The sequence below is a fragment of the Streptomyces sp. NPDC032745 genome (assembly GCF_055579465.1).
In genome coordinates this window covers 447929-460831 of sequence record NZ_JBVING010000003.1, presented here as the reverse complement: position 1 = coordinate 460831, position 12903 = coordinate 447929, and the positions used below count along the sequence as shown (strand labels likewise).

Here is a 12903-nt window from a genome sequence, read left to right as displayed (position 1 = left end):
GTCGTGAGTGGAGCCACGGGCGCCGGACCGGCCAAGACTGGGGACGACGGTGCCCGTGGCCCCGCCGCGGACGCCCCTAGTGGGGGCGCGGCCGCCGAGGGCAGTGGGAGAACCGTGACGGACACCCGCAAGCCGAAGCAGGAGAAGGCCGCGGCCGGCCAGCAGCCGGAGCAGCCGTACCACCCGCCGCAGGCGTACGCGGCGCCCTCGGGCCCGGGCGCGCCGCGGGGTGCCGGGGACTCCGGTGCGCAGCGCAAGCCGCGTACGGGGGCCCGTACGACGCCCAGGACGCGCAAGGCGCGGCTGCGGGTGGCCAAGGCCGACCCGTGGTCGGTGATGAAGGTCAGCTTCCTGCTGTCGATCGCGCTGGGCGTCTGCACGATCGTGGCGTCGGTGGTGCTGTGGATGGTCATGGACGCCATGGGCGTCTTCTCGACCGTCGGCGGCACCATCAGCGAGGCGACCGGCTCGAACGAGAGCAACGGCTTCGACCTCCAGTCGTTCCTGTCGCTGCCGCGCGTTCTGATCTTCACCTCGGTCATCGCGGTGATCGACGTGGTGCTGGCGACGGCACTGGCGACGCTGGGCGCGTTCATCTACAACCTGTCGGCGGGCTTCGTCGGCGGTGTGGAGCTCACGCTCGCCGAGGACGAGTGACCGCCGAATGACCTGCGGGGACGCCCGCAAGGAACGGATTTTGGCGTGACCGTGTCTGTGCGCTAATCTTCAGGAGTCAGCGCGCAGCGCGGATGGGGCTATAGCTCAGTTGGTTAGAGCGCATCCCTGATAAGGATGAGGCCACAGGTTCAAATCCTGTTAGCCCCACAGTGTCGAAGACCCCCAGGCCCATGGCCTGGGGGTCTTCCTCGTAGGGTCAGTTGAGGCCTTCCCAGGTCACCGAACGGTATCGGTGCGTGTGTATTGTTGGCCGTCAGAAGTCCCCAACGTCAATGAAAGACGAGGTCGCGCGGTGAAGAAGCTGCTCCTGGTCGCACTGGCCGCCATCGGCGGGCTCCTCGTGTACCGCCAGATCCAGGCGGACCGCGCCGAGCAGGACCTGTGGACGGAGGCAACTGACTCCGTGCCTTCCGGTTCCGGTGTGTGAGACCGAAAGCTGATCTCATGAAGCCCCGGCTGCCGCTGCGGCCGGGGCTTTGTGCTGTTCTGTGACAAAAAGTTACGTTATGCAAAGATTTGGCTTGCGTTAGCAAAATCGGGGTGGGCGTGATGGCTCGGGTGCGGAAGACGGTGCTGGTGGGGGCGGCGGCCCCGGGGCTGGCTCTGGCGCTGGCCGTGGGCCTGCCGGGGGTGGTGCAGGCCGCCACGGCGCCTCCGCAGCCGCTGCCGGCGTACCAAGGCGCCCCGGGCGCCAAGAGGATCGAGGGCAAGGCCAGCAGCGCGGACGCCCCGCTCGTGGCCGCCGGGCAGGTCTACACGGACACCGTGGCCCCGGGTGAGCGCGTCTACCGGCTCAACCTCGACGACGCCTCCAGCGCGTACTTCTCCGCGGTGCTCCAGCCCCCGCGCGGGGCCAAGGTCGGATACGGCGACGGCCTCGAGGTCGCGATCATGACCAAGGAGGGCGCGCGCTGCCCGGACAACCCCGGCCGGGCCGGCTTCGGCCACGACCCCGTCCCGATCGGCGCGGCCGCCGTACGGCGGCTCGAGGAGGACGCCGAATGCCAGGGCGCCGGGGTCTATTTCGCGAAGGTCACCCGCACCGCCGCCAAGGACTCCGACCAGAGCGCGTGGCCGGCGGAACTCCTGCTCCGGCGCGAGCCCGGCCTCGCCACGGGCAGCGCCCCCACCACTGCGCCCAGCGTCTGGCCCTCGGCCTCGCCGACGCTGCCCGCCGCCGAGCCGGTGGCGCGGACCGGCGGCACCGGCTTCAACGACGCCCGCGCCCTGGGCAGCGGGGTCTGGCGCGACGACCTGCGGCCCGGGCAGACCCGCTTCTACCGGGTACCGCTGGACTGGGGGCAGCAGTTGGGGCTCAGCGCCGAGGTGGCCGACGCCAGGATGACCAAGTCGTACGGGTCCGCCTCCAACGGGCTCACCGTCTCGCTCTACAGCCCGTACCGGAGCCTGGTCACGGACAAGGACATCTCCTACAGCGGCAAGCAGGCGGGCCTCACCCTGCCGAAGACGGCCCCGGTGGCGTACGAGAACCGCTTCTCGGACACGGAAGGGGCGCGCGGGGCCGGGGTGGCCGGCTGGTACTACATCGCCGTGACCCTTGGCGGGAAGGTCGCCGAGTTCACCGAGGACGCGAGCCCCGTGCCGCTGACCTTGCGCATGGACGTCACCGGCAGCCCGGCCAAGGCGCCCGCGTACAAGGAGAGCCTGACCGCCGCCGGGTTCGGGGTCGGCGCCGACGACCGGGCCGCGGCCAAGGACGGGCTCACCGCCCCCGAGGCCACGGAGGCGGCCGGCAACCGCTCGGTGATGCGGGTGGTGGCCGGCGCGGGCTTCGGCACCGGGACGGCGCTGCTGCTCGTGCTCGGCGGCTGGATCCTGCTGGCCCGGCGGGGCCGGAGCGCATAGCCCCGCAGCCGGATGCCCGGGGCCGGGTGCCGGGGCCGGCTGCCCGGGGCCGGGTGCCCGGGGTCTCAGACCCCGGTCAGTGCCCAGACGCCCACGGCGAAGCAGAGCAGCGCGGCGACCAGGATCCCGGCGGTGACCTTCGGCGGGGGCGGGGCGATGCCGCCGGTCCGGGCGGGCGGCGGGGCGGGAGCCGCCGGGTGCGGTACGGCCGGCGGCCCCGGCGGCGCCAGGTGGAAGCTGCTGGTGCCGGTCCCGTCGGCCGGGACCGCGTACGGGGAGGCGGCCGCGTACGGGGACGTGGCCGGGGCCGCGTACGGGGAGGCGGGGGAAGCGGCGTACGGGGAGGCCTGGGCCGTCGTGACCGTGCCGCGGGGATCGGCGCGGGCGGGCTCGGACGGCGCCGCCGCGGTCGTAGCCGCCGCGGGCGGGGCGCCGGACGGCTGCACCGGCACCGCGGCCGCGGTGGGCGCCCCGGGGGTCACCGCAGCCGTGCTCTGGGGGCCCTGGGGGCCGAAACCGGCGGGGAGCGGGCCCAGTTGGTCGAACACCTCCACCGGCTCATCGTCCGGCGCGGGCGGCGGGAGCAGCTCCACGGCCTCGGCAAGGGCCTTGCGGGCCCCTGTGGCGGTCCGGAACCGGCTCTGGGGGTCCGGCTGCAGGAGGTTCGCGACGACGTCCCAGAGCGGCGCGGGGACGCCCTCGGGGGCACCGGGGGTGCCGTGGGCGAGGAAGTGCTCCACCAGGGCCCGGGAATCGGGCTTGCGGCCCTGGAGGAGGTACAGGGCGACCAGCCCGACGGCGAAGAGGTCCGCGGGGAAGTCGGGTTCGGAGCCCAGCAGTTGTTCGGGGGCGAAATAACCGGGCGTCCCCACCACGTAGTCGGTCTCGGTGAGCCGGGGCTCGCCCTTGCGCATCGAGATGCCGAAGTCGGACAGCCGCAGGTGCGGCCGTCCGGTTCCCGTGGCCTCCATCAGGATGTTGGCCGGCTTGATGTCGCGGTGGACGACACCTTCCGCGTGCACCGCGGCCAGCCCCGACAGGAGCTGGTCGAGCAGCGTGCACACGAAGCGGGGCGGCAGCGGCCCGTAGTCCGCGATCACGTGGGCGAGGGAACCGCCGGCGACCAGGTCCATCGTGAACAGGACCTTGTCGTCGTCCGCCGCCCAGCTGGCCGGGGCCAGCACGTGCGGGTGGTCGATGCGCAGCGCCTGCTCCCGTACGAAGCGCAGCAGGGTGTGGGCGTCGCTCTGCTGGAGGACCTTGGCGGCGACGTACCGGCGGCGCCGGTGGTCCCAGGCCCGCCACACGGCGCCCACGCCGCCGCGGCCGATCGGATCGATCAGCTCGTACCGGCCGGCGAAGATCTCACCCATCGCTGCGCCCGTCCCCCGTACCCGTCCGCCGTGTCAGTTCTGGTGCGACTCGTAGTGGGCGACCGCGTCCGCGGTACGGCCCGCGCCGTAGACCCGGAGGAACTCTGCCAGTTCCGGATGGCTGGGGGCGAGGGAGTCGGCCGCGTCGATGATGTCGCCAGCCGCGGAGACCGAGCGCAGCAGCGACTGGATCTCCCGGACGACGCGCTTGACGGTGGGCGCGCCGGAACCGGTCGTGGTCTGGCCGCTGTTGCTGAGGACGGAGCCGCCCTGGGTCTTCTTGATCTCGTCCATCCGGTCGGTGGCCTCGGCCGCGCTGACGCTTCCGTCCGCCACCTGGCCGGCGAGGTCCTGGAGCGCCTGGACGCGCTGGACCACGGCCGGGTTCCCGATCTTGGCCCGCTGGCCGCTCATCAGCTGGGAGAGCATGGGCGCGGACAGGCCGAGGACGGCAGCGAGGCGGGCCTGGTTCAAGCCGAGGTCATCTATGAGCCGTCGGAAGAGAGCGCCGAGCGGCTCCCCGTACCAACTGCGCTGAAGTTCCCGGGCTCTGGCCGTGGCCTCTTGCTGTACAGCGTCCACTCTTAGTACTCCCCTACTTCGCTGGTGCGAACCTCGCGAGCATCTTACGGAGAGTGGTCGCAGGGCGGGAGTCCCTATCATTTTGCGAGATGCGGGGGTACACCCGGTACTCTGTTCTGCGGAACGGCAACTTCTTCGCGGGAGAGGGCCGCGTCCACCCTTTCGGGGCTTTAGCTCAGTTGGTAGAGCGCTGCCTTTGCAAGGCAGATGTCAGGAGTTCGAATCTCCTAAGCTCCACAGCATCAGAGGCCCCCTGGCCAGCGGAAACGCCGGCCAGGGGGCCTCTTCGTGCGTGGTGGGGCGGCCGCGCGCGGCCGCTGCTAGAGGTCGATCCAGTAGCGGCGCTTGGGGCCGATGAGCGTCTCGCGGACGTCCTCCAGGACGCCGCCGCCGCGCTCGATCGTGCGCACGGACCCCGTGTTGTCCGGGTCGCACGTCAGCAGGACCCGGTCCATTCCCATGATCCTGGCCTCGTGCAGGACCCCGCGGAGGGCCCAGCCGGCCAGGCCGCGGCGGCGGGCGGAGGGCCGCACGCCGTAGCCGATGTGGCCGCCGGCGTCGAGGAGGAACCCGTTCAGGTAGTGGCGCAGGTCGATGGCGCCCAGATAGGTGTCGTCCTCGGCGATCCACCAGTACGTGGCGTGGACGCGGCCCTGCTCGACCGGGACGGTGCGGTCCCCGTACCGGCGCAGCCGCTCGGTCCAGGCGGCGAAGCCCTCGGCGCTGTCGACGTCGTCGTCGGAGCCGAGGCCGGCTCCGTCCATGTGGGCGTCGGGACCCCATTCCTCGCGGGCGGCGAGCCAGGAGGCGTGCAGCCGGGGGGAGGGGAAGATGAGCTCGGGCATCCGGGGACAGTAACAGCCCGGCGGCAGCCCGGGCGGCCCGCCGGCGGGCGGGCCCGGTGTCCCCCGGTTGGCGCCGTCACAGGGCCGGGCGGCCGCTCCTGTCCGACAGTGGGGGAAGGCACCGAGCCAGGGGGCGACACCACCGCCGGAGGCGTAAAGACATGGGACTCTTCGACTTCCTCAAGTCCGACAAGAAGAAACACGAGGCGGCCGGGAAGGCAGCGGCGGCCTCGTCCGCCGACTACGCGTCGAAGTACAGCGACGCCGTCTCGGCCACCAAGGCCGCCGCCGAGCGGATGGCCGCCGCGGCTCCGCCGAAGGCCGCACCGGTTCCGCCGAAGCCCACTGCGGCACCCCACTCGCCGTACACCCCGACCCCGTCGTCCGCCGCGCACAAGGCGGTTCCCGCGGCCCCGGCGTCGCGGCCCGCGCCGGCCGCCGCGCAGCTCGTGTACACCGTGCGGGCCGGGGACTCCCTCTCCTCGATCGCCCGCCGGGAGCTGGGCAACGAGGCCCGCTGGCGCGAGCTCTACGCCATGAACAGGGGCGTCATCGGCTCCAACCCCGAACTGATCCGCCCGGGGCAGGTGCTCACCCTCCCCCGCTAGCCGGGCGGGAGGGCGGGAACGGCGAGAGGCCCGGATCCACCGGATCCGGGCCTCTCGCCTGCCGTCTGCGTCGGACGCCTGCCGTCTACATCAGGTTCTCGGCTACATCAGGTTCTCGTCCGCCGGGCCGGACCCGGCCTCGCGCTCCTTCGCCGCCAGCTCGTCGTCGAAGCTGGCCTGTTCGCGGTCCCGGGACAGCTCCGTGGCCGCCGGCGGCTCGACGAGCCAGTCCGGGTTCGACTGCTGGTCCCACCACCGCCACGCCATGTACGCTCCGGCGGCCACGACGCCGACCACCGCCACCCACTTGAACGCCCGGCCGGTGCAGGCCCGCCGCTCGTTGCGCCTCACCAGCTTCTGCACTTCCTTGGCCGACACCTGGCCGCGCAGCGCCGCCAGGGCCGCCGTCGACCGTGACGCGGCCTCCTCGGCCACCGGCTGGGCCGCCGCCAGCGCGCTCTCGAGCCTCGGCTGCGTGTAGTCGGCCGCCTGGCGTGCCGCCCGGCGCGTGTGGTGCACCGCCATGGTCGCCGCCCGGTCGACGTTCGGCGGCACGTGTGTGCGCGCCGCCTTCATCCGCGGGTGCAGATGGCAGTCGTACGCCGTACGGGCCTGCCGTGCCGCCTCGGCGGTCGCGTACGACACCTTCGGTGCCAGCCGCTCGTTCGCCTCGGTCGCGTAGTGCACGGCGGCTTCCCTGGCGGTTGCTGCGTACGGCGCCACCACTTCCGCTGCGTGCCTGACCGTGTCCCTGGCGCTTTCGGCGGCCAGGTGCACGCTGTCCTTGCGGGTCACGGGATCCTCCTCCTCGGTGGCGGACACAGTTCACCTTTCCACCCTTTGTCGGATCATGCCTGCCATATCACCGAGCGGCATGCGTGACAGGGCATACGGGTGGAGGATTTCTGTGCCGTGCAGCCCTCCGTGGGAGGATCTGGAACCGACAGTGATGACTATGGAAGGCAGATCCGTGGCCGAGAAGCTCTACGCCACCCTGAAGACCAACCACGGCGACATCGAGATCGAGCTGCTGGCGAACTTCGCCCCGAAGACGGTCAAGAACTTCGTGGAGCTGGCCACGGGCGCCCGCGAATGGACCCGTCCCACCGACGGCCAGAAGACCACCGATCCGCTGTACGACGGAACCGTCTTCCACCGCGTCATCAGCGGTTTCATGATCCAGGGCGGCGACCCGCTCGGCAACGGCACCGGCGGCCCGGGCTACCAGTTCGCCGACGAGTTCCACCCCGACCTGGCCTTCACCAAGCCGTACCTGCTCGCCATGGCCAACGCCGGCCCGGGCACCAACGGGTCCCAGTTCTTCATCACCGTCGCCCCCACCGCCTGGCTGACCCGCAAGCACACCATCTTCGGCGAGGTCACCGACAAGGCCAGCCAGAAGATCGTCGACGACATCGCCGGCCTGCAGACGAACCCGCGCACCGAGCGCCCCCTCGACGACGTGATCATCCAGTCCGTCGTCGTCGAGAAGCGCTGACCGCAGAGCCCGGGCTGCCGGGCCCCGGGAACCTTTCCGCCCCGCCCGTCCGTCCTGGATGTGTACCGGACCGGCGGGGTGCGCCCCTGCCCCGCCGCTGATCGAGGGGACCGATGGACACCGACCGTCTGCCGGGCTGCTACCGCCACCCGGACCGCGACACGGGGATCCGCTGCATGCGCTGCGAGCGGCCCATCTGCCCCGAGTGCATGATCAGCGCCTCGGTCGGCTTCCAGTGCCCCGAATGCGTCCGTGACGGCTCCGGCACCGGCCACGGCCCGGCCGCGAACGCCCCGCGCACCGTGGCGGGCGGGGTGGTGGCCGACGATCCCCACCTCATCACCAAGATCCTCATCGGGATCAACGTCGCGCTGTTCCTGGTGGGGCAGCTCGCGCCGGCGGTCGTCGTCCAGCTGGAGCTGCTCGGGCGGTACGTCGAGTACTTCGGCGGCCCCGTCGAAGGCGTCTCCACCGGCCAGTACCACCGGCTGCTGACCTCGGTGTTCCTGCACGTGGAGTGGTGGCACATCGCGGGCAACATGCTGGCCCTCTGGGTGATCGGCGGCCCGCTGGAAGCGGCTCTGGGCCGGGCCCGCTACCTCGCCGTCTTCCTGCTGTCGGGCCTGGGCGGAAGCGCCCTCGTCTATCTGCTGACCGCCCCGAACACGCCGACCATCGGCGCCTCCGGCGCCATCTTCGGCCTGCTCGGCGCCACCGTCGTCCTGGTGCGCCGGCTGCGCTACGAGATGCGCCCGGTGATCACCATGGTCGTGCTCATGCTGGCGCTGACCTTCGTGCCCTTCGGCGGCAGCCTGTCCGTGTCCTGGCAGGCCCACATCGGCGGCCTGGTGACCGGCCTGCTGGTCGGTCTGGGCATGGTGGGACCGGCCGCCGGCAGGACGCGCACGCTCATCCAGTGGGGGACCTGCGCGGCGGCATTCCTGCTGGCAGCGGCGGTGGTCCTGATCCGTACGGCCGAACTCACCTGATCACACCGGCGTCAACACTCCACAGGGTTATCCACAGATCTTCTGTCTTTTCCTCAGGTGTGGATGACGCTGTGGATAACTCATGGGGAGAGCTTGTCGGACCCGGTGCGCCTGTGCTTGTCGGCGCCGGGAACGGGCCCGGCTACTTCCACTGCGTGGAGACGCCGAACCCCGCCGCGATGAAGCCGAAACCGACCACGATGTTCCAGTTGCCCAGTGCCTCGATCGGCAGCTGGGTCTCGGTCACGTAGAAGACGACGATCCACGCGAGACCGATCAGGAAGAACGCCAGCATGACCGGGGCGACCCAGCTGCGGTTGGTCAGCCTGATGGTCTGCGCCTGCTTCGCCGGCGGCGGCGTGTAGTCGTCCTTCTTGCGGATACGTGACTTCGGCACGAGGGGCTCTCCTGTCGATGCGCTGGGGACCTTGCCTGCCCCGGGCGTCCGTTAGCGTAGTGGACCTGTGGCGTTGAAGGAGAAGGGTACGTTGAGCAATTCCGACGACTCCTCCGCGGGTCCCCGTCGCCGGGCCAGACCGGTCCGGCTGCTGACGGCCGCCGTTTTCGCCCTGGCCGGTCTCATCTTCGTCACCAGCTTCAATACGTCCAAGGGTACGAACATCCGGACGGACGCCTCGCTCCTCAAGCTCTCGGACCTCATCCACGAGCGCAGCCAGAACAATGCGCTGCTCGAGCAGAGCACCGCGGCCGTCCGCAACCGGGTGGACGCCCTCGCAGAGCGTGACGACGGCAGCACCAAGGCGGAGGACGCCAAACTGGCCGCCCTGCGTGTCGCCTCCGGCACCGAGCCGCTGTCCGGCAAGGGCCTCACGGTCACCCTGAACGACGCCCCGCCGAACGCCACCGCCCGCATCCCGAACGTGCCCGAGCCGCAGCCCAACGACCTGGTGATCCACCAGCAGGACCTCCAGGCCGTGGTGAACGCCCTGTGGCAGGGCGGCGCCCAGGGCATCCAGGTCATGGACCAGCGGCTGATCTCCACCAGTGCGGTGCGCTGCGTGGGCAACACGCTGATCCTCCAGGGCCGGGTCTACTCGCCCCCGTACAAGGTGACGGCGGTCGGCGACCCGGCCGCGCTGCGCAAGGCCCTGGCGGCCTCCCCGGCCCTGCAGAACTACCAGATGTACGTGACGGCGTACGGGCTCGGCTGGAAAGTGGACGAGCACAAGGAGCTGACACTTCCCGGGTACTCCGGCACAGTGGACCTCCACTATGCGAAGCCGCTGGATGCCTCTTCCGCGACCAGTACGCCGTGACGTCGTACTGCGCCTGGTGGTGCGGACCTTCAGCGAGGTGTGCCTGACGGCGGGCACGCTGATCGTGCTCTTCGTCGCGTACGTCCTGCTGTGGACCGGGGTCAAGGCCGACCGGGCCATGGACGGGGAGATGGCGCGGATGCGCGACCGCTGGTCCTCGGCCGCCGTGCCCGCACCCGCCCCGGCCGCGAGCCCGCCCGCGAGCCCGGCCGCCACGCAGCCCGCACCCGCGCCGCCGGCGCAGGACCGGCCCGGATACGCACCGGGCCAGGCCTTCGCCGAGATGTACATCCCGCGCTTCGGCCCGGACTGGAACAAGCCGGTCCTCGAGGGCACCGGTACGGAACTGCTGAAGAAGGGCCTCGGCCACTACGCGGGCACCGCCCGCCTCGGCGGCACCGGGAACTTCTCGGTGGCGGGTCACCGGCGGACCTACGGCGACCCCTTCAAGGACTTCCCCGAGCTGCGCCCCGGCGACGCCGTGATCCTCAAGGACGCGACGGCCTGGTACACGTACACGGTCCGCAGCGAGCCGCTGCGCACGCTGCCCACCGACGTCGGGGTGGTCGACCCGGTGCCGCGCAGGTCGCCGTTCACCGGCCCCGGGCGGTACCTGACGCTGACGACCTGCGATCCGGAATGGGGCCACAGCCACAGGCTGGTCGTGTGGGCGGAGCTGACGCAGACCCGGACGGTCGCCCAGGGCCGCCCGGAGGGTTTGCCGAGCTGACCCACCCGGCCGGGCCGCTGCCTTTAGTCTGTTTGCGTACCGCCCCCGCGGTGCGGTGGGTTGTTCGTGGACGGATAAGGAAACAGACGGCATGTACGGCTGGATCTGGCGGCATCTGCCGGGCAACGCGTGGATTCGCGCGATGATCTCCCTCGTACTGGTCCTCGCGGTGGTCTTCGTGCTGTTCCAGTACGTCTTCCCGTGGGCCGAGCCGCTCCTCCCGTTCAACGACGTAACGGTGGACGAGGGATCGGGAGCCACTCCGTGAGCGCGCGCATTCTGGTTGTCGACAACTACGACAGCTTTGTCTTCAACCTGGTCCAGTACCTGTACCAGCTCGGCGCCGAGTGCGAGGTGCTGCGCAACGACGAGGTCGAACTCGCCCACGCGCAGGACGGCTTCGACGGCGTGCTGCTGTCGCCCGGGCCGGGAACGCCGGAGCAGGCGGGCGTCTGCATCGACATGGTCCGCCACTGCGCCGACACCGGGGTCCCGGTCTTCGGCGTGTGCCTGGGCATGCAGTCCATGGCCGTCGCGTACGGCGGCGTCGTGGACCGGGCGCCCGAGCTGCTGCACGGGAAGACCTCGCCGGTGGTGCACGAGGGCCTCGGCGTCTTCGAGGGGCTGCCGTCGCCGTTCACCGCGACCCGCTACCACTCGCTCGCGGCCGAGCCGGGGACCCTGCCGGACGTGCTGGAGGTCACGGCGCGCACCGAGGACGGCATCATCATGGGGCTGCGGCACCGGGAGCACGACGTCGAGGGCGTGCAGTTCCACCCCGAGTCGGTGCTGACCGAGTGGGGCCACCGGATGCTCGCGAACTGGCTGGTGCGCTGCGGGGACGCGGGGGCCGTCGAGCGCTCGGTGGGGCTGGCCCCGGTGGTGGGCAAGGCCGTCGCGTGACCGCGGTCGCGCCGTCCGCGCCCACGGAGGGCCGGGCCGCGCGGCGCAGGGCAGCTCAGGAGGCCGCGAAGCGCTCGCGGAGGCGGGGCGGCGGGCGGCGGCGCAGGCGGCCCGTGTCGGGCGGCCCGGTGGTCGTCGTGAGCCGGCTCGCCGGGGAGCTGTTCATCACGCTGGGCGTGGTGATGCTGCTGTTCGTCGCCTACCAGCTCTGGTACACGAACGTGCTGGCGGAGCGGACGGCGAACGGGGCGGCGGGTTCGCTGCGGCAGACCTGGGAGCGGGACCCGGGCTCGGCCGCCGCGCCGCCCGTCTCGGCGTTCGAGCCGGGGCAGGGCTTCGCGATCCTGTACATCCCGAAGCTGGACGTGAAGGTGCCGGTGGCGGAGGGGATCAGCAAGCCGAAGGTGCTCGACAAGGGGATGGTCGGGCACTACGGGGACGGCGCGCTGAAGACGGCGATGCCGGCCGACCAGCAGGGCAATTTCGCACTGGCGGGCCACCGCAACACCCATGGCGAACCGTTCCGCTACATCAACCGGCTGGTGCCGGGCGACCCGGTCGTCGTCGAGACGCGGGACGCGTACTACACGTACGAGATCACCTCGGCGCTCGCGCAGACACCGCCGACGAACGTGTCGGTGATCAAACCGGTGCCGGAGGGCTCGGGATTCACATCCCCGGGCCGGTACATCACGCTGACGACCTGCACCCCGGAGTTCACGAGCACCTACCGGATGATCGTATGGGGCAGGATGACCGGTGAACGCCCCCGCAGCCAGGGTGCTCCGCCCGCGCTGACCAGCCCGTAAGGACGAACAAGCAGTGTCACGTGCCGCACCGCCGCCCCACCAGAGCCGCAGTGTGCTCGCCGGGTTCCTGAGCCTGCTGGGCGAGTTCCTGATCACCGTGGGCCTGGTGCTGGGCCTGTTCGTCGCGTACTCGCTGTGGTGGACGAACGTGCTCGCGGACCGGCAGGCCTCGGCGCGCGGCGACGACGTCCGCCGGCAGTGGCAGAGCGCCCCGGGGGCGAACGCGCCCGCGGCGCCGGGGGCGCTGGACACCATGGACGGCATCGGCTTCCTGCACGTGCCGGCGATGAAGAACGGCGAGGTCCTGGTCAAGCGGGGCACGGCGCCGGACCTCCTCAACGACGGCGTGGCCGGGTACTACACCGACCCGGTGAAGGCGGCCCTGCCGTGGGAGCCTTCGGGGAACTTCTCGCTGGCGGCGCACCGGGACGGGCACGGGGCGAAGTTCCACAACATCGACAAGGTGAAGAACGGCGACGCGGTCGTCTTCGAGACGCGGGACACCTGGTACGTGTACAAGGTCTTCGCGGAGCTGCGCCAGACCTCGAAGTACAACGTGGACGTGATCTCGGCGGTCCCGAAGGAGTCGGGGCGGACGGCCCCGGGCCGTTTCATCACCCTGACGACCTGCACGCCGGTCTACACGTCGAAGTTCCGGTACGTCGTGTGGGGCGAGCTGGTGCGCACGGAGAAGGTGGACGCGAAGCGCACGCCCCCGGCGGAGCTGCGCTGACGGGGACACCGG

The 12903-nt window shown here is 71.4% G+C and carries 17 protein-coding genes and 2 tRNA genes; 14 read left to right on the top strand and 5 right to left on the bottom strand.

Annotation, left to right across the window (positions count from 1 at the left end; all coding sequences use genetic code 11):
- Positions 1-3 precede the first annotated feature (3 nt).
- From ACZ5WG_RS09995 to ACZ5WG_RS09980, 4 genes are all read left to right on the top strand, one after another.
- Positions 4-657 carry a DUF3566 domain-containing protein gene (locus ACZ5WG_RS09995; protein ID WP_468721985.1) on the top strand — a complete coding sequence of 218 codons (654 nt, stop codon included), beginning with the start codon at positions 4-6 and terminating at the stop codon, positions 655-657.
- A 94-nt stretch (positions 658-751) separates the two neighbouring features.
- Positions 752-825: transfer RNA gene (locus ACZ5WG_RS09990), tRNA-Ile, on the top strand.
- 145 nt (positions 826-970) lie between these two features.
- The gene (locus tag ACZ5WG_RS09985) at positions 971-1105 is read left to right on the top strand and encodes a DLW-39 family protein (protein ID WP_208809277.1); all 135 of its coding nucleotides are present in this window, start codon (positions 971-973) and stop codon (positions 1103-1105) included.
- A gap of 122 nt (positions 1106-1227) precedes the next feature.
- Positions 1228-2544 carry a hypothetical protein gene (locus ACZ5WG_RS09980; protein ID WP_468721984.1) on the top strand — a complete coding sequence of 439 codons (1317 nt, stop codon included), beginning with the start codon at positions 1228-1230 and terminating at the stop codon, positions 2542-2544.
- Positions 2545-2609: 65 nt separating this feature from the next.
- Here the strand turns inward: ACZ5WG_RS09980 and ACZ5WG_RS09975 are convergent, their stop codons facing one another.
- Together ACZ5WG_RS09975 and ACZ5WG_RS09970 are read right to left on the bottom strand one after the other, a co-directional pair.
- The gene (locus ACZ5WG_RS09975) at positions 2610-3917 is read right to left on the bottom strand and encodes a serine/threonine-protein kinase (RefSeq protein ID WP_468721982.1); all 1308 of its coding nucleotides are present in this window, start codon (positions 3915-3917) and stop codon (positions 2610-2612) included.
- A gap of 33 nt (positions 3918-3950) precedes the next feature.
- Positions 3951-4499 carry a helix-turn-helix domain-containing protein gene (locus tag ACZ5WG_RS09970; protein WP_030857694.1) on the bottom strand — a complete coding sequence of 183 codons (549 nt, stop codon included), beginning with the start codon at positions 4497-4499 and terminating at the stop codon, positions 3951-3953.
- 164 nt (positions 4500-4663) lie between these two features.
- Here ACZ5WG_RS09970 and ACZ5WG_RS09965 point away from each other — a divergent pair.
- Positions 4664-4736 (top strand) — tRNA-Ala (locus ACZ5WG_RS09965).
- Positions 4737-4819: 83 nt separating this feature from the next.
- On the opposite strand, the gene ACZ5WG_RS09960 is transcribed toward ACZ5WG_RS09965, so the two are convergent.
- The gene (locus tag ACZ5WG_RS09960) at positions 4820-5344 is read right to left on the bottom strand and encodes a GNAT family N-acetyltransferase (RefSeq protein ID WP_468721980.1); all 525 of its coding nucleotides are present in this window, start codon (positions 5342-5344) and stop codon (positions 4820-4822) included.
- Between the two features lie 161 nt (positions 5345-5505).
- On the opposite strand from ACZ5WG_RS09960, the gene ACZ5WG_RS09955 reads away from it, so the two are divergent.
- Positions 5506-5952 carry a LysM peptidoglycan-binding domain-containing protein gene (locus ACZ5WG_RS09955; RefSeq protein ID WP_468721978.1) on the top strand — a complete coding sequence of 149 codons (447 nt, stop codon included), beginning with the start codon at positions 5506-5508 and terminating at the stop codon, positions 5950-5952.
- 102 nt (positions 5953-6054) lie between these two features.
- On the opposite strand, the gene ACZ5WG_RS09950 is transcribed toward ACZ5WG_RS09955, so the two are convergent.
- On the bottom strand, positions 6055-6747 hold the full coding sequence (locus ACZ5WG_RS09950; protein ID WP_468721977.1) for a DUF5324 family protein: 693 nt from the start codon (positions 6745-6747) through the stop codon (positions 6055-6057).
- Positions 6748-6922: 175 nt separating this feature from the next.
- Between ACZ5WG_RS09950 and ACZ5WG_RS09945 the strand changes: the two genes are divergently transcribed.
- Both ACZ5WG_RS09945 and ACZ5WG_RS09940 read left to right on the top strand, forming a co-directional pair.
- Positions 6923-7450, top strand: coding sequence for a peptidylprolyl isomerase (locus ACZ5WG_RS09945; RefSeq protein WP_468722283.1), 528 nt, complete (start codon positions 6923-6925; stop codon positions 7448-7450).
- A 113-nt stretch (positions 7451-7563) separates the two neighbouring features.
- The gene (locus tag ACZ5WG_RS09940) at positions 7564-8439 is read left to right on the top strand and encodes a rhomboid family intramembrane serine protease (protein WP_468721976.1); all 876 of its coding nucleotides are present in this window, start codon (positions 7564-7566) and stop codon (positions 8437-8439) included.
- Between the two features lie 142 nt (positions 8440-8581).
- Here the strand turns inward: ACZ5WG_RS09940 and crgA are convergent, their stop codons facing one another.
- Positions 8582-8836, bottom strand: coding sequence for a cell division protein CrgA (crgA, locus tag ACZ5WG_RS09935; RefSeq protein ID WP_030153143.1), 255 nt, complete (start codon positions 8834-8836; stop codon positions 8582-8584).
- Positions 8837-8927: 91 nt separating this feature from the next.
- Here crgA and ACZ5WG_RS09930 point away from each other — a divergent pair, with 91 nt between their 5' ends.
- The 6 genes from ACZ5WG_RS09930 (at position 8928) to ACZ5WG_RS09905 (ending at position 12891) form a co-directional block, all read left to right on the top strand.
- Positions 8928-9716 carry a DUF881 domain-containing protein gene (locus tag ACZ5WG_RS09930; RefSeq protein ID WP_468721974.1) on the top strand — a complete coding sequence of 263 codons (789 nt, stop codon included), beginning with the start codon at positions 8928-8930 and terminating at the stop codon, positions 9714-9716.
- Positions 9688-10446 (top strand): class E sortase, encoded by a 759-nt coding sequence (locus tag ACZ5WG_RS09925; RefSeq protein ID WP_468721972.1) that lies wholly within the window; start codon positions 9688-9690, stop codon positions 10444-10446. Before ACZ5WG_RS09930 ends, ACZ5WG_RS09925 begins: the two co-directional genes overlap by 29 nt.
- Before the next feature lie 91 nt (positions 10447-10537).
- A complete protein-coding gene (locus ACZ5WG_RS09920; protein WP_468721971.1) occupies positions 10538-10714 on the top strand; it encodes a hypothetical protein in 177 nt (58 codons plus the stop codon).
- The gene (locus tag ACZ5WG_RS09915; protein ID WP_468721970.1) at positions 10711-11349 is read left to right on the top strand and encodes an aminodeoxychorismate/anthranilate synthase component II; all 639 of its coding nucleotides are present in this window, start codon (positions 10711-10713) and stop codon (positions 11347-11349) included. Before ACZ5WG_RS09920 ends, ACZ5WG_RS09915 begins: the two co-directional genes overlap by 4 nt.
- A complete protein-coding gene (locus tag ACZ5WG_RS09910) occupies positions 11346-12158 on the top strand; it encodes a class E sortase (RefSeq protein WP_468721969.1) in 813 nt (270 codons plus the stop codon). The genes ACZ5WG_RS09915 and ACZ5WG_RS09910 overlap by 4 nt, the downstream gene beginning before the upstream one ends.
- 13 nt (positions 12159-12171) lie before the next feature.
- Complete coding sequence (locus ACZ5WG_RS09905; RefSeq protein WP_383506868.1) at positions 12172-12891, top strand: class E sortase; 720 nt, start codon at positions 12172-12174, stop codon at positions 12889-12891.
- Positions 12892-12903: the final 12 nt, after the last annotated feature.

Bases quoted from the DNA above. Each gene is read 5' to 3' on its own strand.
- ACZ5WG_RS09980 (WP_468721984.1), top strand. From the start codon at position 1,228: ATGGCTCGGGTGCGGAAGACGGTGCTGGTGGGGGCGGCGGCCCCGGGG.
- ACZ5WG_RS09975 (WP_468721982.1), bottom strand. From the start codon at position 3,917: ATGGGTGAGATCTTCGCCGGCCGGTACGAGCTGATCGATCCGATCGGC.
- ACZ5WG_RS09960 (WP_468721980.1), bottom strand. From the start codon at position 5,344: ATGCCCGAGCTCATCTTCCCCTCCCCCCGGCTGCACGCCTCCTGGCTC.
- ACZ5WG_RS09955 (WP_468721978.1), top strand. From the start codon at position 5,506: ATGGGACTCTTCGACTTCCTCAAGTCCGACAAGAAGAAACACGAGGCG.
- ACZ5WG_RS09940 (WP_468721976.1), top strand. From the start codon at position 7,564: ATGGACACCGACCGTCTGCCGGGCTGCTACCGCCACCCGGACCGCGAC.
- ACZ5WG_RS09925 (WP_468721972.1), top strand. From the start codon at position 9,688: ATGCCTCTTCCGCGACCAGTACGCCGTGACGTCGTACTGCGCCTGGTG.
- ACZ5WG_RS09920 (WP_468721971.1), top strand. From the start codon at position 10,538: ATGTACGGCTGGATCTGGCGGCATCTGCCGGGCAACGCGTGGATTCGC.